Origin of the sequence: Paracoccus aurantiacus, from assembly GCF_007993065.1 — a bacterium.
GTDB lineage: Bacteria > Pseudomonadota > Alphaproteobacteria > Rhodobacterales > Rhodobacteraceae > Paracoccus > Paracoccus aurantiacus.
This window is the reverse complement of sequence record NZ_VOPL01000006.1, coordinates 108,101-126,566: the sequence shown is the minus strand read 5'-3', so window position 1 is coordinate 126,566 and position 18,466 is coordinate 108,101. Positions and strand designations below refer to the sequence as shown.

Genomic DNA, 18,466 nt, shown 5'->3' with positions numbered 1-18,466 from the left:
GGGAACGCGCCCGAAGTCGGTCTCGCCTCAGTGACGCGCCCCGTCACGCGCGGCAGAGGTCAGCACGACAGTGCAATCTTCGACTGGGAGCGGCCGGATTTCCTCGATATGGAAGACAAGCGACAGGGTATATTCGGTGTCCGTTGTGCTGATTTCGGCCTCTCCATCAAGCTGCATCGCGAAGGCTTCGATAAGCTGGCTGCCCAGACCGGTGCCTTCCATCGCCAGATCCTGTTCGCCGATAGAGTTGGTGACGTCGAGGCGCGCGTGATCGGCATCGACGCGGCTCAGTTTCACGCTGACCCAGGCCTTGTCCTCGCCCGGCGGCACACCGGCATATTTTACCGCGTTCGTAAAGGCCTCGTTGGTCAGGAGTGTCAGCGGAACGGCCTGGTCAGGCTGCAGGACAAGCGGCATCAGGTCGGTTTCGACATGCAGCCGGAAATCTGGGCTGGAGGATGCGCGGGTCATTTGGTTGATGATTTCCGAAATGAGCCTGTCCGCATCCACGGATTCAAGATGCTCTGCCTGATAGAGGTTCTTGTAGATCGACGCGAGCGAGGCAACGCGATCCTGAACCGAGCGCAGGACCCGTTTGGCGTCGTCATGTTCGATCACGCGGCCCTGCATCGAGATGATCGAAGCGATAAGCTGAAGATTGTTCTTGACCCTGTGATGCACTTCCTTCAGCAGCACCGTCTTTTCGTCGATGGCGGATTCCAGCGCTGCTTCGTCCCTGTTCAGGATGCGCACCATGCTGTGGAAGGTCCGCGACACGTCGGCGATTTCCGTCGGCGCATCTTCCATGATCCGGGGTGGGGCGGCCCGGTCGCCGACCGCGAAGCGGCGCATCTGACCCCGCAATTCGCGCACGTGGCGCAGAACCAGCCGGTAGACGGCATAATACGCAACGCCAAGCGACACGGCCCACAGCGCAACAGCGAACAGAACCGCCGTCAGCTTGGTCACACGATATCCCTGAACCCCGGCCTCGGTCGGGCTGAAGCTGCCCAACGCATACACAAGGCCGGGAACCACAGTCACGACCGCAAAGACGCGCTGTTCGCCGGAATCGGTGACATCGGTGAACGTCGTCTCGGCGCGCGAGATCAGGCTTCGCAGCGTCTCGTCGCGTGGCAGCGCGCCGCTGATTTCGTCGATCACACCTTCATCCGCAGACAGAATGTCACCGTCTGCGTTGAAGGTGATCGTCCGTGCGCCGCTGCTGCCATAGACGGAGCTGTGGGTCGATTGCAGCAGTTCCTGCGAGAGCGATACCGCGACATAGCCCAGCAATTCGCGGTCGCGGTAAAGCGGCTGTGCGACGACGACGACAGGCTTGCCGCTGATCGCGCCCGCACGCATCGGCACCACCATCGTGGTGGGGTTGACGACGAAATGTTCATAGGCGGCGAAACCAGTCAGATCACGCTCTGCCCCGCCGGAATTGCAGTCCGTCATGCCGGAAAGCTGAACGAAGCCTGCATAGACATAGGTCGCGCCGCGTTCGACAAAACTGCTCAGCATCTCGGAGCACGCGGCCGGATTCGCGATTTCCCGCAAGACTGCGGGGCCAAGCGCGTCCGCCGTGCCAAGCGCGCCCTGAAACAGCGCGCGCTCGCCTGCCGCGGCCGCCCCAGTGCGGCCGACAATCGCGGTTTCGGCCGAACGCTCGGCCTCGCCGGAAAGATACATCGTCTGGATCAGTGACATCAGCCCGATGGGCAGGATTGCCACCGATAGCAGCGCCGCAAGACGAAACCCGAGACCCTTGGTGAATTGAAGCGCCTCGGACAGATCCCGCAGCATCTCACCTCAGCGCATGACAGGGGCGTTCGACGCCATCGCGGCCATGGTCGCACGGTCGGTCATTTCCAGCTCTTCGCCGTCTTCAAGCTGAAGCAGTTCGGCAAGCCGGCGGCGGCCACGATTGGCGCGCGACTTGACCGTGCCGACGGCAACCCCGGTCATTTCCGCAGCTTCTTCGTAGGAAAAGCCCGATGCGCCAACAAGAATCAGCGCCTCGCGCTGCTCGTCGGGCAGCTTTTCGAAGGCAGTGCGGAAATCATTCAACGCAAGGCGGCCATCATGTTCCGGTCGCGTCGCCAGACGCGCAGCGTGGACGCCGTCTGCATCCGAAACCTCTCGTTTGGTTTTGCGGCGCGCGGAATAGAACGTGTTGCGCAGGATCGTGAAAAGCCAGGCGCGCAGGTTCGTGCCGGGCTGAAACTTGTCCATGTTCGTCCATGCTTTGACGATGGTATCCTGCACAAGATCGTCGGCAGAGGAGCCATCGCGCGTCAGCGATAACGCGAAGGCACGAAGCGCCGGAAGGTGATTCACCAGCTCGTCGCGGGGCGTTGCGCCGGACTTTGCACCCTGCGCGGCTTTTGCTGAATTGGTCATGTGGTCACTCCTGCTCGCGCAGTTTGTCCAGCAGGGCAAGGAACCTGTCGGGAATGTCCTGGTCAAGCTCCTCGTCGTAAACGCGTTTGAGGTTTTCGTCGATCTGCTTGTCCAGCGCCGCCTTCTTGCGCTCGTCCCGCTTGGTCGTCATGTTTTTGTTAATCCCGGCAATCTTGTGTCCACGCGCCTCAACCGATAGATCATGCTCAGGTTCCATCGGGGACCGTGATGATAGGGGTTTACATGTCTTCTGCCGAGCTTGCCAAGTCCATCGGGCGCGATCTGCCTTATCTGCGTCGTTATGCACGTGCGCTGACAGGCAGTCAGACAGCGGGCGACAACTACGCGGCCGCCACGCTGGAAGCGATCCTGTCGGATCGCGATGTGATGGAGGGACGCGATCCGCGCGTCGGTCTGTTCCGCGCGTTTCATGCGATCTGGCAATCCAGCGGTCAGCCCGTCGCGGATGCCGATGGCAGTTCCCGCAGCAAGCGTGCGCAAGCACATCTGGCCGGATTGACGCCGAATTCGCGCGAGGCGCTGCTGCTGAATTCGATCGAGGGAATGCGATACGATCAGATCGCCGAGATCATGCAGATCGAGCAGTCCGAGGCTGAAGACCTTGTCCGCATCGCGATGGACGAGATGGGCAAGTCGCTGCGCGGCAAGGTCATGGTAATCGAGGACGAGACCATCATCGCTATGGACCTGAAGGGTATCGTTCAGGCATTGGGGCACGAGGTCACAGGGATCGCGCGGACCCATTCGGCCGCGATTCAGCTTGCATCGGAGATCCGTCCCGACCTGATTCTTGCAGATATTCAGCTTGCCGACGGATCGTCCGGTGTCGATGCGGTGAACGAGCTTCTCGGCTCTCTGGGTGAGGTTCCGGTGATCTTCATCACCGCCTTCCCGGAACGCCTTCTGACCGGCGACCGGCCCGAGCCGGCCTTCCTGATCGCCAAGCCCTATACCGAGGATCAGGTGAGTTCCGCGGTCAGTCAGGCCATGTTCTTCGCCTCGACCGAAGGGCTGGAAGCAAGCTGAGCGATCTCGGCATCTTTCTGGTTGCCACGCCGGGGCTGGAACAGCCCCTGGCCGATGAAGCGCGCGATGCAGGGTTTGCCGATCCGTTGATCGTCCCCGGTGGCGTCGAAACGCGCGGGCCTTGGTCCGAAGTCTGGCGCGCCAATCTTGTGCTGCGCTGCCCGACGCGGGTTCTGGTTCGCATCGGCCAGTTTCGCGCGATGCATCTCGCGCAGCTTGACAAGCGGGCGCGCAAATTCCCCTGGTCCGAGATCCTGCGGAGTGACACCCCGGTGCGGGTCGAGGCGACGTGCCGAAAGTCGCGGATCTACCACGCAGGCGCTGCCGCCCAACGCGTCGAGCGCGCGATCACCGAGGAACTTGGCGCGCCACTGGCCGATGACGCTGCTGTCGTCGTCAAGCTGCGGATAGATGACGATCTTGCGGTGCTGAGCCTCGACAGTTCCGGCGAGAGCCTTCACAAGCGCGGCCACAAAGAGGCCGTGGCCAAAGCGCCGATGCGAGAGACGATGGCGGCGGCATTCCTGCGGGAATGCGGTTACGACGGTGGCGAAACCGTCTTTGACCCGATGTGCGGTTCTGGCACGTTCGTAATAGAAGCAGCAGAGATCGCCGCCGGTCTTTATCCGGGTCGCTCGCGACATTTCGCTTTCGAGGATTTCGCAACCTTCGATCCCGCCGTCTGGGACAGCATGAAATCACAGGCTGCCCCGCGCAGGCCCAACCATCGATTCTTCGGTTCAGACCGCGATGCCGGCGCGATCCGGATGAGCGTGGCAAATGCCGAACGGGCGGGCGTCGATGCGTGGTGCGACTTTGCGCAGGGTGCCATTTCGGACGCGATACCGCCCGAAGGCCCGCCCGGCCTTGTCATGATCAACCCGCCTTACGGCGCACGGGTCGGAAACAAGGGCCCGCTGTTTGGTCTGCACGCGGCGATGGGCGAGGTATTCCGCACCCGCTTCGCAGGCTGGCGCATTGGCATTGTCACATCAGAGCCGGCATTGGCGCGCGCGACTGGCCTGAAGTTTCACGAACCCGGCCCGATCGTCGCTCATGGCGGGCTGAAGGTGCGGCTTTATCAGACTGGCCCGCTCTGAACGTCCTGGGCCTCGTCACGCAATGACTGACGCGCCTCGCGGGCTGCGGATACACGGCGCCGGCGGCGCAGCTCGACATTGAAAACGGCGCCCAGCATCACGGAAAACGCACCGAGATAGAACCACATCAGAAGCGCCACGACAGCACCGATTGAGCCGTAGATGCGGTTATAGCTGTTGAAGCTGCCGATATAGGCCGAGAAAGCAAGCGAGGCGAGGCCCCAGCTGAGCGCGGCGACCAGCGATCCCCAGGTGAAGATCGAGGTGCGCGGCGTTTTGACGTTCGGTCCGTAGCGATAGAAAATCCCGATCCCGATCATCACCAGAAGGATCATCGCCGCCCAGGGCAACCCTGTGACCAGCCACGCCCGAAGCGGGCCGATGGTCAGGAAATTCAGGACGATGGGAACGATAACAATGGTCGCGAGCCCCATGAAGACGACACCGACAATTGCCAGCGTCAACGCATAGGCGACCAGAAATCCAGTAACCGTCGAATGCGAACGCACCCCGTAAGCCGCATTCAGACCGCGCACCAGCGCATCGACGCCCGCCCGCGCCGCAATCGTCGCGATCACGAACGACACCATAGATGCCCAGCCAAGCTGCGTTCGCCCGCCAGATGTCAGGGAATCGACCTGAGATTGCAGGATCTGCATTGCCTCTGGCGGGACGAATTCCTGCACGACAAGGATATAGTCGTCGATGACATGCGGGTCATACCACAGGCCCCACAGCGCAATGATAGCGGCCAGCCCCGGAAACACGGCAAACATGGCATAGAACGCCACGCCAGCAGAGATCAGACCCATATGGATCTTGTCCATCCGCTCGCCAATCGCCTTGATGAACTGCCAGATATCCCAAAGCAGGCCGATCACGCCCTCCGTCTCTTGCCTGTGATGAACATTGACGCTTCCGCGAGAGAGTTCAATCGCTGTGCACGCTGACGTAACGCAGCCAGACCGCTTTATCCCCCATGCGTGATATGAATTCCTCATGCAGCCGCATTTCTGCAGCCGCAAGGCGTGGCGGAAGCGGACGGGGGCGACTGCGCATCTGAGCTGGTGCAGTGGTTCCAGAAGGCTGGCCGTGCACCGGCTTTTCAGGCGCCGGCGCGGCAAGCACGAGATCGGGTTGGCGGCCGCCGATCAGTTCCAGATAGACGTCGGCGAGAATCTCGCTGTCAAGAAGCGCGCCGTGCAGCGTCCGCGCGGAATTGTCGATGCCAAAGCGCCGGCAAAGCGCGTCGAGAGAGTTCTGCGCGCCGGGAAACTTTTCCCGCGCCAGCGCAAGCGTGTCGAGCGCCCGCGACCAGGGCAGCTTGGGACGCCCGATCCGCGCCAGTTCGGCATTCAGAAATTTCATGTCGAAAGCTGCGTTATGGATAACCAGCTTGGCATCCTCGCCGATAAACGCGACGAATTCCGCCGCAATATCGCTGAACAGGGGCTTGTCGCGCAGGAATTCCCCGGTCAGGCCATGAATCGACACCGCGTCGGCGGGCACGTCGCGTTCCGGGTTGAGGTATTTATGAAATGTGCGGTTGGTGGGCAGGTGGTTCACAAGCTCGACCGCGCCGATCTCGACGATCCTGTCACCCGTTTCAGGGTCGAAACCCGTGGTTTCCGTGTCCAGAACAATCTCACGCATCTTGTCTTTCCAGAATTTCGTCACATATCTTGCGCACTGCATCCCGTGCGACCTGCATGTTATCGGACGGAATAATCCAGTCGGCACGAGCCCGCTTCTGGTCATCCGGCATCTGACGCGACAGGATCATCGCGAAGGTCTGCTCTGTCATTCCCTCACGCGCCATGACTCTTTCACGTTGAAGCTGCGCACTTGTCGAGACGACGGCAACGCCGTCCATCTGCGCGTCGGCCCCGGTTTCGAACAAAAGTGGGATATCCAGCACGACGATCTGGTCCCCCCTGTGCCGTGCGGCGTCGACAAATTCTTCCCGGTCGGCCGCGACAAGCGGGTGAACGATGCGCTCCAGCTTTTGCAACCCTTTGCTATCATTGGCTAATAATGACTTCAGCCTTTCACGATCAATCGCCCCCTCAGACACGGCGCCCGGAAAAGCTTCGCCTACAGGCCGCACTGCAGCACCGCCTTGCGCGTAAAGGCGGTGAACCGCCGCGTCTGCATCCCAAAGCGGATAGCCGAGGTCAACGAACATGCGCCCCGCCGTTGATTTGCCCATCCCGATAGAGCCAGTGAGTCCAAGCCTGAAAGTCACAGAACCGCCTGTCTCAGATCCTCGTCCACCTCCGGGCGACGCCCGAACCAGCGCTCGAACCCCGGTACGGCCTGGTGAAGCAGCATGCCCAGTCCGTCAACGACCTTGCAGCCGCGCGACTGGGCCTCTTTCAGCAGGTCAGTCATGAGGGGTGTATAGACAAGATCGGTTACCAGCGCGTCGGGGCTGAGCGCATCCAGAGGTATCCGAAGCGGCAGTTTGCCGGTCATTCCCATCGACGTGGCGTTCACCACGGTTGTCGCGCCCTCAAGCATGTTCCCGGCCTGCGCCCAGTCATAGACAACCACTTTCGCCCCGAATTCCGCCTTTATCTGTTCGGCGCGCAACTTTGTGCGGTTGGTGATCCGCAGTTCCGGCACGCCGCTTTCAAGCAGAGAGGCAACGACTGCACGTGCTGCGCCGCCTGCCCCGATTACAGCGGCGGCACCACGTGTCGCCTGCCAGTCGGGCGCGTTCTGCGTCAGGTTCGAAATGAACCCGTATCCGTCAGTGTTGTCAGCGTGAATTTTGCCGTCCTCACGGAAGATGAGCGTATTCGCTGCACCGATCAACGCGGCTCGATCAGTCACGATGTCGGCGATCTGAAGGACAGTTTCCTTGTGCGGAATGGTCACATTGGCCCCGACAAACCCCATTTTCGTCAGCCCGCGCAGCACCTCAAGCAGGTTTTCAGGGCGAACGGGAAGAGGAATATAGTGTCCCGGCAGATCGTATCTTTGCAGCCAGTGCCCGTGCAGCAAGGGAGAGCGCGAATGCGCAATCGGCCATCCGAGCACCCCGGCAAGAGGAACGTGGGCTGGCAGTGTTTCCCGACTGTCAATGAGATCTTCCTTCATCTCTCTTGGATAGCGGCAAGCCGCGTCTGTGGGAAGCGGAAAGCAGGCGGACATGCGCACGCTTTCGGGGTAAGTCTGTGGATAAAGCCGGTACGGTTCTGAGGTGGATTTCTGCCGTGGAAAACTGCGAAGAACCGAAGAAGAACGAGGAGCAATTATCCACACGTGCAAGGCATTCGCAGACTTGTGCACAACATGTGGAAGAGTCACCAGTTAATATTATAAATATCTGATTATATTATATCATTTATGCTTCTAAAGCCAATTGATCTGTGGATGGATGTTGCGTTGCCAAGCTATACTGCTACCCACAGGGCCTACAAACATCATCATCTTTCTTCCTTATCAATTAAGGATTAAGGCAGAGCCATGACTGAACTTCTCGCTACGCTGTATCCTTGGATAAAGTCCCTGCATGTGATGGCGGTGATCGCCTGGATGGCCGGGCTTTTCTATCTGCCCAGGCTGTTTGTCTATCACGTCGAACGCGGGTTTGACGGCGTAGAACCGGCGGCCTCTCTTCAGATCATGGAAGACAAACTTCTGCGGGTGATTATGAACCCCGCAATGATCGTGGCTTGGATCTGCGGTCTTCTGCTGGTGATGACGCCTGGTATTGTCGACTGGTCGATGCTGTGGCCCTGGACGAAGGCAGGGGCGGTCATTGCGATGACCTGGTTTCATATGTGGCTGGCGGGACAGAGACGTGCTCTGGCGCGCGGTGAGGGCCTCAGCGGGCGCAACTATCGGATGATGAATGAGTTGCCGACTTTGCTGATGGCAATCATTGTCGTTTCGGTGATCGTCAAGTTCTGAGACAACAATTCGCCAAGAAAAGTTGACTCACCCCGCGCGCTCGGGTATGCGGCGCGCAACGATCCCGCCGTCCGGTGAGGATTTTCTCCATGACAAAATGCGACAGCCTGCAATGCGGGCGAGATTTTCGGTGATGCGATGAGCGATGAAAGATTGAACCTGTCGGATCTGAAGGCGAAAAGCCCGAAGGATCTTCTGGCGATGGCCGAAGAATGGGAGATCGAAAACGCCTCGACCATGCGCAAGGGCGAGATGATGTTCTCGATCCTGAAGGAACATGCCGAGGATGGATACGATATCGGCGGCGATGGTGTGCTTGAGGTCGTGCAGGATGGCTTCGGCTTCCTGCGCTCGACCGAAGCCAACTATTTGCCTGGACCCGACGACATCTATGTCAGCCCGGATATGATCCGGCAGCATTCGCTGCGAACCGGTGACACTGTCGAGGGCGTGATCCGCGCGCCGGGTGAGAATGAGCGCTATTTCGCGCTGACCAAGGTCGAGAAGATCAACTTTGAAGATCCGGAACGTGCGCGTCACAAGGTCGCGTTCGACAACCTGACGCCGCTTTATCCCGATGAGCGTCTGAAGATGGAAATCGAAGACCCGACCATCAAGGATCGCTCGGCAAGGATCATTGATCTGGTGGCACCGATCGGCAAGGGTCAGCGTTCGCTGATCGTGGCACCGCCGCGGACAGGTAAGACGGTTCTGTTGCAGAACATCGCTCATTCCATCGAGCGGAACCATCCGGAATGCTATCTGATCGTGCTGCTGATCGACGAGCGGCCCGAAGAGGTCACTGACATGCAGCGCTCGGTCAGGGGAGAGGTCGTTTCGTCGACCTTCGACGAACCCGCGAGCCGCCACGTTGCCGTTTCCGAGATGGTGATCGAAAAGGCGAAGCGCCTCGTGGAGCATAAGCGAGATGTTGTGATTCTTCTCGATTCGATCACAAGACTTGGTAGGGCGTTTAACACGGTTGTCCCAAGCTCTGGTAAGGTGCTGACCGGCGGTGTCGATGCGAACGCCCTGCAACGTCCGAAGCGATTCTTCGGTGCCGCACGAAATATCGAGGAAGGCGGGTCACTGACCATCATCGCAACGGCGCTGATCGATACCGGCTCTCGGATGGACGAGGTCATCTTTGAGGAGTTCAAGGGCACCGGCAACAGCGAGATCGTGCTGGACCGCAAGGTGGCTGACAAGCGCGTATTCCCCGCCATGGACATTCTGAAGTCGGGGACGCGGAAGGAAGAATTGCTTGTTGATTCCAAAGACCTGCAGAAGACTTACCTGTTGCGCCGCATCTTGAACCCGATGGGCACCACGGACGCTATCGAGTTCCTGATTTCGAAGCTGAAACAGACGAAGAACAACGCAGATTTCTTCGAATCCATGAACGCGTGATGCGGCGTGGAAACGATATTTGCAGAATCGACGCCGCCCGGACGGGGCGGCGTCTCAATCGTCCGGGTTAGCGGGCCAAGGTCGCGGGAAGTTGCCGAGATATTGGCAGGACCGCTGCCCGAACCTCGCTATTGCTATTATCGCTCGATTCGCGATGGCGACGACATTATAGACCGCGCTTTGGTGCTGCGGTTCGATGCTGGCTCGAGCTTTACGGGCGAGGCGAGCTGCGAATTCCAGCTTCATGGTGCGCCCGTCGTCGTAAGGCGTCTGGAAGAAGCGCTGCTGAGGAATGGCCTTCGTCGCGCCGAGGCTGGCGAGTTCACGCTTCGCTCATTTGTGGCCGGCCAGATGGATTTGGCAGAGGTTGAGGGTCTTTCCGATTTGCTTGCGGCAGAGACCGAGGCGCAGCGCAAGTTGGCAGTTGAAGCGGCAACGGGATCGCTAGGCCGGGTCGCGTCCATTTGGCGGGAGAAGCTGCTAGAGGCGGGGTCGCTTCTGACAGCGTCAATCGATTTCGCCGATGAAGAAATACCGGATGATGTCGCGGATCATGTGTGGCAGCTCATTGCGGATGTAAGGTCGTCAATCAGAGAAGAACTGACGGGGTATCCTGCCCGGGCGCGACTGCGCGAAGGCTTCGAGGTTGCCTTGGTTGGCGCACCAAATGCCGGGAAGTCGTCGTTGATGAACGCAATTGCGCGGAAAGACATCGCGATTGTGACTGAGCAACCAGGAACGACCCGCGACGTCGTCGAGTTTCGGGCCGATCTTCGGGGTTTGCCAGTGACTTTTCTTGATACGGCGGGAATTCGCGAAACGGATGACCTTGTAGAAGGTATCGGGATCGAACGAACAAGGTCGCGAGCGGAAGGCGCTGATTTGCGAATCTTCATTGGAGATGCTCCGGAGAATGTGGCTGATCTTGCGCGACCTGATGATCTGTTCGTGAAAAGCAAAGGTGACATCACGGGTGATGCTGACGCGATATCCAGCGTGACTGGGAAAGGTGTTGACGACCTTTTGAACGATGTTTTTTCCGTTTTGCGTGATCGCGTAACGCAGTCTGGGGTTTCCAGTCATGCGCGGCAGGCGGACGCGATGGAAAATGCGGCGCTCTCGCTGGAAGTAGCCGCAGACACCCCGGCGGAGCTTCTTTCGGAGGCTTTGCGAGAGGCTCATCACCATCTCGAAAGATTGGTTGGCAGAGTGGACGTCGAAGACTATCTTGGAAGGGTCTTCAGCTCATTCTGCATCGGAAAGTAAGGACCGTTTCACGTGAAACATTTTGATGTGATCGTCATCGGCGCAGGCCATGCCGGGACCGAGGCTGCAGCAGCTGCGGCGCGGCTTGGGAAGAGTGTTGCCTTGGTCACGATGTCAGAGCGCGACGTGGGGACGATGTCCTGCAATCCCGCGATCGGAGGGCTCGGGAAGGGCCACCTGGTTCGTGAGATCGATGCGATGGACGGCCTAATGGGGCGCTTGGCCGATGCGGCCGGTATCCAGTTCCGCTTGTTGAACAGGCGAAAGGGCCCAGCCGTGCAGGGCCCGCGAACACAGGCAGATAGGGATGCGTATAGGCGTGCTGCAAATACCGCTCTTTCGCTGATACCCGGAATCACGCTGGTCTTTGGTGAAGTAACTGACCTGCTTGTGAAAGGTGGAAAAATTACGGGCATAGCACTGGCGAGCGATGCTATATCAGCTTCGCGCGTAGTGCTTACAACTGGGACGTTCCTGAATGGTCTGATCCACATTGGTGAGGAATCTCGCCCTGCAGGTCGCTGGGGCGATGGTTCGGCATCGCGCCTGGGAAACATGATCCGCGACCTGAAGCTCCCGCTTGGGCGGCTGAAAACCGGGACCCCGCCAAGGCTCGATGGTCGAACGATTAACTGGGCTATTCTGGCAGAGCAGCCTGGAGACGAGGACACTGAATTTCTTTCATTCTTGTCCGATCGGGCACAACTGCGCCAGATCAGTTGTGGCATTACGCATACAAATCCGCGCACCCACGACATCATTCGGGAAAATCTTTCTCGCTCAGCAATGTACGGCGGCCGCATCGAGGGCGTGGGCCCGCGCTACTGTCCCTCTATCGAGGATAAGATTCACCGCTTCGCTGATAAGGATTCCCACCAAATATTCCTTGAGCCTGAAGGGCTCGAGACGCATATCGTATATCCCAACGGTATTTCGACGTCGCTACCGATGGACGTTCAGCGTGACTACATACGGTCGATTACGGGCCTTGAAAACGCGAGCATTCTACAGCCGGGTTATGCGGTCGAGTATGATTATGTCGACCCTCGCGCGCTGGATAAGCGCTTGGAACTGCGCGAAATCGAGGGGCTGTATCTGGCAGGGCAGATAAACGGAACGACCGGTTACGAAGAAGCTGCTGCGCAAGGCCTTGTCGCGGGCCTGAATGCCGCGAGCGAGGACCCGGTGACCTTCTCGAGGGCCGACTCGTATATCGGCGTGATGGTTGATGATCTCACCGCGCGCGGGGCCACCGAGCCGTATCGCATGTTTACGTCACGCGCCGAGTTCAGGCTTTCGCTGCGCGCCGACAATGCCGACCAACGCCTCACACCGAAGGGCATAGAGCTGGGATGCGTCGGAGACGCAAGGAAGGACCAATTCAACCGGAAGGCCGATCGGTTGGCCATCGCGACCGCGGATCTGAAGTCCAGAGAATATGTCCCGAAACAAGTTGCAGCGGTCGGCCTGCCTACTGGTCGTGACGGGCGCCGACGTAGTGCGTATGAGTTGCTGGCAAATAGCGAGGTAGGGTTTCAACGGCTTTACGAGCTTGATGTCGACATCCCCGAATTTGACGTTCCTGTCCAGAAGCAGCTGAAGATTGACGCGACATACGCTCAATATGAAGAGCGGCAGCGCAAGGAAGCCTCGGCTCTCCGCCGAGACGAGGCGGTAGCTATCGCTGAAGGTTTAGACTACGCCAACATACCTGGCCTGTCGCGCGAACTGCAATTGAAGCTCTCGGCAAACCGGCCTGGCTCCATTGCGGCGGCCGCCAAGATCGAAGGGATGACCCCTGCTGCTCTTTCATTGCTGATCGCAACCTCAAAAAGGGCAAGCCGCAGCTGATGGATGTTTCACGTGAAACAGAGGCGCTGCTCAGCGGCTATTCAGCGCTTGTCAAAAAATGGAACCCGACGATTAACCTCGTCGCGCCCCAAACTGTGGCAGACTTTCAGCAGAGACACATCCGTGATTCCGCCCAACTCTATAAGCACGCGAAGCCCCATAAAGGCTCCTGGATAGACCTCGGCAGCGGCGGAGGACTTCCAGGGATCGTAATCGCTATCTTGGCACGAGAACATCCCGTCGACATTTCTCTTGTCGAAAGCGATGCGCGAAAATCTGCCTTCCTGAGCACCTGTAAGAGAGAGCTCGGTTTGCCAAGGCTGACCGTAAAGACCAAAAGAATTGAGGCGCTTGCACGCTCGGATCATGATTTCGCCAGTGCCCGCGCGCTTGCGCCCCTTCAAAAGCTATTGCCTATGCTGTTCTCTCAGCTTGCAAGCACAGGGGAGGCTTGGCTATTGAAGGGAAGATCATGGAGACAGGAGGTCGAAGACGCTCGCACCAGTTGGTCGTTTGATCTGGAAACCTATAAAAGTGCAACCGACACTGAATCGGTGGTCATGAAGTTGAGGAATATCGAGCCTAATGCCTGATCCCACAATAATCGCCCTCGCGAACCAGAAAGGTGGCGTTGGCAAGACGACAACTGCGGTCAACCTTGGTGCCGGCCTTGCCGCGCGCGGGCTTTCGACATTGATCATCGATCTGGATCCGCAGGGAAACGCATCAACGGGCGTTGGCTGTCCGGTCAAAGGTCGAAACGCGACATCTTATGATCTGCTTGCCGGACGCTATGACCTTGATGAGGCGACCCTTCCGACAAACATCGACAATCTGAAGCTGGTGCCCTCGACACCTGATCTCAGTTCTGGCGATATCGACTTTGCCACCAAGCCAGATCGCGTAAAGCTGATGCGCGCGGCGTTGGGCATGGCAAGTGGGCTCGACTATATTCTGATAGATTGCCCGCCGGCGTTGGGACTGCTCACCGTCAACGCGCTCGTCGCCGCGGATACGGTGCTCGTGCCGCTTCAGGCGGAGTTCTACGCGCTTGAAGGGCTTTCGCAGTTGCTCATGACTGTCCGCGAGGTCCGTCAGAGCGCGAATCCCGCGCTGCGTGTCGATGGGGTCGTGCTTACGATGTATGACGGCAGAAACAACCTCTCTCAACAGGTCGAGGCGGACGCGCGCGCGACCTTGGGCGAGCTGGTCTACGACACCATCATACCGCGGAACGTGCGCATTTCAGAAGCACCGTCGCACGGCCTGCCCGTCACGGCATATGACCCAAGCTCAAGCGGGAGTCGCGCCTATCTTGCGCTGACCGAAGAATTTCTTAATCGCCAGAAGGACTTACGTAAATGAGCCAGAACAAGCGTAGCAGCCTTGGCCGTGGCCTCTCGGCGTTGATGGCAGACCTGCAGCCAGAAGAAACGGCCGTCTCGCGCGAAGGAACGGAGATGGTCCCCACCGAGCAGATCGCACCCAACCCAGATCAGCCACGTCGGGTTTTCGACCAGGCCGCGCTTTCCGAACTGGCGGATTCGATACGCAGCCGCGGCGTTATTCAGCCTCTCATCGTCCGCCGCCACCCGGACGATACGAATATCTACCAGATCGTCGCGGGCGAACGGCGCTGGCGCGCTTCTCAGATGGCTCAGGTGCATGAGCTTCCGGTGATCATCCGCGATTTCAGCGACGCGGAGATGCTGGAAGTCGCGATCATCGAGAACATTCAGCGCGCAGACCTGAATGCGATTGACGAGGCCGCATCCTACAAGCAGTTGATGACCCGGTTCGGGCATACGCAGGAAAAGCTCGCCGAGGCTTTGGGCAAAAGCCGCAGCCATATTGCGAACCTGCTCAGGCTGCTGAATCTTCCTGATCAAGTGCAGGAATGGGTGCGCGAGGAAAAGCTTTCGGCAGGACACGCACGCGCGCTGGTCACTGCAGACAATGCGACGGCAATTGCGCGCCGGATTATTGAGAAAGACCTTTCCGTGCGAGAAGTCGAATCTCTGATGCGCGAAAAGACTTCGAAGCCGACTAAGCCGCGTGCTGACAGCGAAAAGGACGCCGATACACGCGCGCTGGAGGGCGATCTGACGGCAACCTTGAAGATGCGTGTCCAGATAAAGCACAGCGGCAATGACGGCGGTCAGATGACGATTACTTATCGTGATCTAGAACAGCTTGATCGTCTTTGCCAGATTCTTGCGGGAAGCAATTAAGTCTCTGGTCTTGTTACAATAAATAAGCTTACGGCCGAGAGGACTATTGCCTGTGCCGTGATGGCAAGCGCAGGAAGGTGCATCAGAAGCCCGATGGCGACACTTCCTGCCATCGCGACAATAGCCATTACTTTCGCAGGTCGCCTGATCGCACCACGTTCCTGCCAGTGCCTGATATCGGGACCGAAGGTCGGGTCGGCCAGTAGCCTTTGACGCAGCCGCTCGGACGAGCGACTGAACGCCCATAGCGCAACCAGAAGGAACGGCACGGTCGGCACGATCGGCAACACCGCACCGACAACGGCGCATCCTACGGCGATCCATCCAATGGTCAGATAAATAAGGCGCATCAGGCGGCCATCTCGCGAAGAACGTAATTCAGCAGAGGCCGACCCGCCGCGGTCGCCTTGGCCCGATCACCGTCCATCGACAAAAGGCCATCACTGACCAGCCGCGCAACACGTCGTGTGTCCAGCTCCCCCCCTTTAGCGTGGTATCTTGCTAGATCCATACCCTCGACAAGCCGCATGGACATCAGCAGATATTCAGTCGAAACATCGTCCTCGCTCTGCGCCTCTTCTTCCACATCACCGCAGCCGAGGCGGTCAACGCGCGAAAGCCAAGCGCCGGGCATACGTTCCGCAACCGTCTGCAGCCGCGTACCGGCGACGCTCAGCCGCCCATGCGCGCCCGGTCCGACGGCGGCCCAGTCCCCCTGGCGCCAATAGATGAGATTGTGAAGGGATTCGCTCTCTGCAGCAGCGTGGTTCGAAATCTCGTATGCCGGCATGCCAGCCGATGCCAGAATGTCTTGCGTTTCCAGATACATGTCCGCCGACAGATCGTCACCGGGTAGGCCGCGAAGCTTGCCCTTCGCATGCCGCGCGCCGAATACCGTGCCGTCCTCGATGGTCAGCTGGTATAGCGAAAGGTGATCCACGGCCATAGACAGTGCTTCTCTCAACTCTTTGCGCCACTCGGCTGCATCCTGATCTTGCCGCGCATAGATAAGATCGAAGCTCACCCGCTCAAAACACGATTTGGCGAGATCGAAGGCCCGTCGTGCCTCGGCAACCGTGTGCATCCGACCGAGCCTGCGCAGATCACTGTCGTTCAGCGCCTGCACACCCAGTGACAGGCGGTTCACCCCCGCGCCCGCATAGCCCTGAAAACGCGCCGCATCGACACTGCCCGGATTGGCCTCCAGCGTGATCTCTATATCGTTTGCGAAAGCCCACTGATCCCGTGCCGCCTCGATCACCGCCGCGACGGTGTCCGTCGCCATCAGCGACGGCGTGCCGCCACCAAAGAAAATGCTGTTCAATACGCGGCCGGGAACCCTGGCACCGAGCCGCGCTATCTCGGAACGATAGGCCTCGGCCCAGCGAGCGTGATCAATTGTCGCGGCAACATGGCTGTTGAAGTCACAGTACGGGCATTTCGACGCGCAGAATGGCCAATGCACGTAAAGTCCGAACCCGCCATGCCGCCAGTCTTCCATCATTCCTTCAGCGCAGTCACTTCGATTTCGATAAGCATTTCTGGCTTTATAAGTCCGGCGATCACCATCGTGGCAGCAGGGCGAACCTCGCCCATGAACTCCCCCAAAACCGGACTGACGCTGTCGAGGTGAGCAACGTCGGAAAGGGTGTACTGCACTCGCACAATATCGGACATCGTGAATCCAGCCTGGGCCAGAACATCCGCGATGGTATCGAAACAATTTCGCGCCTGATCTGCCGCACGCTCGGGCATCACCATTGTCTTGTAGTCATACCCCGTCACGCCAGAGACGAAGCACCATCCGCCCTTCACCACCGCTCGACTGTATCCCATCGTCTTTTCGAAGGGCGAGCCCGTCGAGATCCTATGCAAAGCAGGCCTCCAACAGTTTCGCGACAGCGACGGCCCGGTGGCTTATCGCATTCTTTGCCTCTGGCTCCATCTCGCCAAGCGTTATCTTATGTCCATCCGGCATGAAGATCGGATCATATCCATGCCCCTCAGCGCCGCGCGGTGGCCAGACGACCTGACCCGGCAATACGCCCTCGAAGACCTCATCGTGACCGTCGGGCCACGCGAGAACCAGCGTGCAGCGAAACTGCGCTGATCGAGGTGAAGGCGCATCACGCGCCTCCAGTTCCTGCCACGTGCGCTCCATCGCTATAGCGAAATCGCGGCCGTTTCCCGTTTCGGCCCAATCGGCGGTATAGACGCCCGGCGCGCCGTCAAGCGCATCGACCGAAATCCCGCTGTCATCCGATAGTGCTGGCAGACCGGTCGCCGCAACCGCGGCATGCGCCTTGATCCGCGCGTTGCCGACAAAGTTATCCTCTGTTTCCGCAGGTTCAGGAAGGCTCATCTCTGCCGCGCCGACGACCTCTACCCCATATGGGGCAAGAAGCGCCCTCATCTCTTCCAGCTTTCCTGCGTTATGGGTCGCGACCAGAAGCCGAGTGCCTTCGAAGCGCCGCATCAGATTGCGGCCTTCTGCGCTTCGACAAGCTTTGCGACACCCGCATCCGCAAGGTCCAGCAACTCGGTCATTTGCGGCCGAGAGAAGGTCGCGCCCTCCGCCGACATCTGCACCTCAATCAGTTGACCTGCGCCGGTCATGACGAAATTGCCGTCCGTGCCAGCCTCGCTGTCTTCGGCGTAATCAAGGTCGACCACCGGCTGCCCTGCATAGATCCCACAGGAAACGGCGGCGACATTGTCCAGCAACGGGTCCGAAGTCACCAGATCGGCGGCGATAAGCTTGTTCATGGCAAGACGCAGCGCAACCCAACCGCCCGTGATCGACGCACAGCGTGTCCCGCCATCGGCTTGAATCACATCGCAATCGACCACAATCTGACGTTCGCCCAAGGCCCGAAGATCAACGCCAGCGCGAAGCGATCGTCCAATAAGGCGCTGAATTTCAACGGTTCTTCCACCCTGCTTGCCAGCCGCGGCCTCTCGGCGATTGCGGGTGTTTGTCGCCCGTGGCAGCATGCCATATTCCGCCGTGACCCAACCCTTTCCGGTTCCGCGCAGGAAAGGCGGTGCCTTTTCCTCGACAGAGGCGCTGCACAGGACATGTGTCCCGCCAACCTTTATCAGACACGACCCCTCGGCATGTCGCATAACTCCGGTCTCGATTGAAATCGGCCGCATTTCGCTTAAGTTTCGGCCAGATGGGCGCATCGGATTTCCTTTCATCATTCGGCGTTCAGATACAGGCCATGAAAGGACGGA

Annotated in this window: 21 protein-coding genes; 9 read left to right on the top strand and 12 right to left on the bottom strand. The window is 59.2% G+C overall.

Annotated elements, in window-relative coordinates:
- Positions 1–27 precede the first annotated feature (27 nt).
- Genes FQV27_RS14475 through FQV27_RS14465 form a run of 3 tightly spaced genes read right to left on the bottom strand, consistent with a single transcriptional unit; the run spans position 28 to position 2,557 of the window.
- A complete protein-coding gene (locus FQV27_RS14475; RefSeq protein WP_147099830.1) occupies positions 28–1,809 on the bottom strand; it encodes a sensor histidine kinase in 1,782 nt (593 codons plus the stop codon).
- A gap of 6 nt (positions 1,810–1,815) precedes the next feature.
- Positions 1,816–2,406 (bottom strand): RNA polymerase sigma factor, encoded by a 591-nt coding sequence (locus tag FQV27_RS14470; protein ID WP_147099827.1) that lies wholly within the window; start codon positions 2,404–2,406, stop codon positions 1,816–1,818.
- 4 nt (positions 2,407–2,410) lie between these two features.
- On the bottom strand, positions 2,411–2,557 hold the full coding sequence (locus FQV27_RS14465) for a NepR family anti-sigma factor (protein ID WP_147099824.1): 147 nt from the start codon (positions 2,555–2,557) through the stop codon (positions 2,411–2,413).
- Between the two features lie 92 nt (positions 2,558–2,649).
- Between FQV27_RS14465 and FQV27_RS14460 the strand changes: the two genes are divergently transcribed.
- Positions 2,650–3,453, top strand: a complete 804-nt coding sequence (locus FQV27_RS14460) for a response regulator (protein WP_147099822.1) — start codon at positions 2,650–2,652, stop codon at positions 3,451–3,453.
- Complete coding sequence (locus FQV27_RS14455) at positions 3,450–4,553, top strand: THUMP domain-containing class I SAM-dependent RNA methyltransferase (RefSeq protein WP_147099817.1); 1,104 nt, start codon at positions 3,450–3,452, stop codon at positions 4,551–4,553. Before FQV27_RS14460 ends, FQV27_RS14455 begins: the two co-directional genes overlap by 4 nt.
- On the opposite strand, the gene FQV27_RS14450 is transcribed toward FQV27_RS14455, so the two are convergent.
- The 4 genes from FQV27_RS14450 to FQV27_RS14435 are packed head-to-tail and all read right to left on the bottom strand — an operon-like array spanning position 4,535 to position 7,655.
- Positions 4,535–5,434 carry a YihY/virulence factor BrkB family protein gene (locus tag FQV27_RS14450; protein WP_246133116.1) on the bottom strand — a complete coding sequence of 300 codons (900 nt, stop codon included), beginning with the start codon at positions 5,432–5,434 and terminating at the stop codon, positions 4,535–4,537. The genes FQV27_RS14455 and FQV27_RS14450 overlap by 19 nt on opposite strands.
- A 49-nt stretch (positions 5,435–5,483) precedes the next feature.
- Entirely contained in the window at positions 5,484–6,206 is a 723-nt protein-coding gene (dnaQ, locus tag FQV27_RS14445; RefSeq protein ID WP_147099812.1) for a DNA polymerase III subunit epsilon, read from the bottom strand.
- On the bottom strand, positions 6,199–6,798 hold the full coding sequence (gene coaE / locus FQV27_RS14440) for a dephospho-CoA kinase (RefSeq protein ID WP_147099810.1): 600 nt from the start codon (positions 6,796–6,798) through the stop codon (positions 6,199–6,201). The genes dnaQ and coaE overlap by 8 nt, the downstream gene beginning before the upstream one ends.
- A complete protein-coding gene (locus FQV27_RS14435) occupies positions 6,795–7,655 on the bottom strand; it encodes a shikimate dehydrogenase (RefSeq protein ID WP_147099808.1) in 861 nt (286 codons plus the stop codon). The genes coaE and FQV27_RS14435 overlap by 4 nt, the downstream gene beginning before the upstream one ends.
- A gap of 369 nt (positions 7,656–8,024) precedes the next feature.
- Between FQV27_RS14435 and FQV27_RS14430 the strand changes: the two genes are divergently transcribed.
- The 7 genes from FQV27_RS14430 to FQV27_RS14400 all read left to right on the top strand — a co-directional run bounded on the left by FQV27_RS14430 (position 8,025) and on the right by FQV27_RS14400 (position 15,229).
- Positions 8,025–8,471 carry a CopD family protein gene (locus FQV27_RS14430; protein ID WP_147099806.1) on the top strand — a complete coding sequence of 149 codons (447 nt, stop codon included), beginning with the start codon at positions 8,025–8,027 and terminating at the stop codon, positions 8,469–8,471.
- A 138-nt stretch (positions 8,472–8,609) separates the two neighbouring features.
- On the top strand, positions 8,610–9,881 hold the full coding sequence (rho, locus tag FQV27_RS14425) for a transcription termination factor Rho (protein WP_147099805.1): 1,272 nt from the start codon (positions 8,610–8,612) through the stop codon (positions 9,879–9,881).
- 6 nt (positions 9,882–9,887) lie between these two features.
- The gene (mnmE, locus tag FQV27_RS14420; RefSeq protein ID WP_147099803.1) at positions 9,888–11,147 is read left to right on the top strand and encodes a tRNA uridine-5-carboxymethylaminomethyl(34) synthesis GTPase MnmE; all 1,260 of its coding nucleotides are present in this window, start codon (positions 9,888–9,890) and stop codon (positions 11,145–11,147) included.
- A 12-nt stretch (positions 11,148–11,159) separates the two neighbouring features.
- A complete protein-coding gene (gene mnmG, locus FQV27_RS14415; RefSeq protein ID WP_147099801.1) occupies positions 11,160–12,998 on the top strand; it encodes a tRNA uridine-5-carboxymethylaminomethyl(34) synthesis enzyme MnmG in 1,839 nt (612 codons plus the stop codon).
- Entirely contained in the window at positions 12,998–13,591 is a 594-nt protein-coding gene (gene rsmG / locus FQV27_RS14410; protein WP_147099799.1) for a 16S rRNA (guanine(527)-N(7))-methyltransferase RsmG, read from the top strand. The genes mnmG and rsmG overlap by 1 nt, the downstream gene beginning before the upstream one ends.
- A complete protein-coding gene (locus FQV27_RS14405) occupies positions 13,584–14,363 on the top strand; it encodes a ParA family protein (protein ID WP_147099797.1) in 780 nt (259 codons plus the stop codon). The genes rsmG and FQV27_RS14405 overlap by 8 nt, the downstream gene beginning before the upstream one ends.
- On the top strand, positions 14,360–15,229 hold the full coding sequence (locus FQV27_RS14400; protein WP_147099795.1) for a ParB/RepB/Spo0J family partition protein: 870 nt from the start codon (positions 14,360–14,362) through the stop codon (positions 15,227–15,229). Before FQV27_RS14405 ends, FQV27_RS14400 begins: the two co-directional genes overlap by 4 nt.
- Here the strand turns inward: FQV27_RS14400 and FQV27_RS14395 are convergent.
- The 5 genes from FQV27_RS14395 to rph are packed head-to-tail and all read right to left on the bottom strand — an operon-like array spanning position 15,226 to position 18,415.
- Complete coding sequence (locus tag FQV27_RS14395) at positions 15,226–15,579, bottom strand: YbaN family protein (RefSeq protein ID WP_147099794.1); 354 nt, start codon at positions 15,577–15,579, stop codon at positions 15,226–15,228. The two genes, FQV27_RS14400 and FQV27_RS14395, sit on opposite strands and share 4 nt — an antisense overlap.
- Positions 15,579–16,730, bottom strand: a complete 1,152-nt coding sequence (gene hemW, locus FQV27_RS14390) for a radical SAM family heme chaperone HemW (RefSeq protein WP_147099792.1) — start codon at positions 16,728–16,730, stop codon at positions 15,579–15,581. The genes FQV27_RS14395 and hemW overlap by 1 nt, the downstream gene beginning before the upstream one ends.
- Positions 16,730–17,104: a RidA family protein gene (locus FQV27_RS14385; protein WP_147099790.1), complete on the bottom strand. Its 375-nt coding sequence runs from the start codon at positions 17,102–17,104 to the stop codon at positions 16,730–16,732. Before FQV27_RS14385 ends, hemW begins: the two co-directional genes overlap by 1 nt.
- The gene (gene rdgB / locus FQV27_RS14380; RefSeq protein WP_147099789.1) at positions 17,097–17,708 is read right to left on the bottom strand and encodes an RdgB/HAM1 family non-canonical purine NTP pyrophosphatase; all 612 of its coding nucleotides are present in this window, start codon (positions 17,706–17,708) and stop codon (positions 17,097–17,099) included. Before rdgB ends, FQV27_RS14385 begins: the two co-directional genes overlap by 8 nt.
- The gene (gene rph, locus FQV27_RS14375) at positions 17,705–18,415 is read right to left on the bottom strand and encodes a ribonuclease PH (protein ID WP_147099788.1); all 711 of its coding nucleotides are present in this window, start codon (positions 18,413–18,415) and stop codon (positions 17,705–17,707) included. Before rph ends, rdgB begins: the two co-directional genes overlap by 4 nt.
- Between the last annotated feature and the right edge of the window lie 51 nt (positions 18,416–18,466).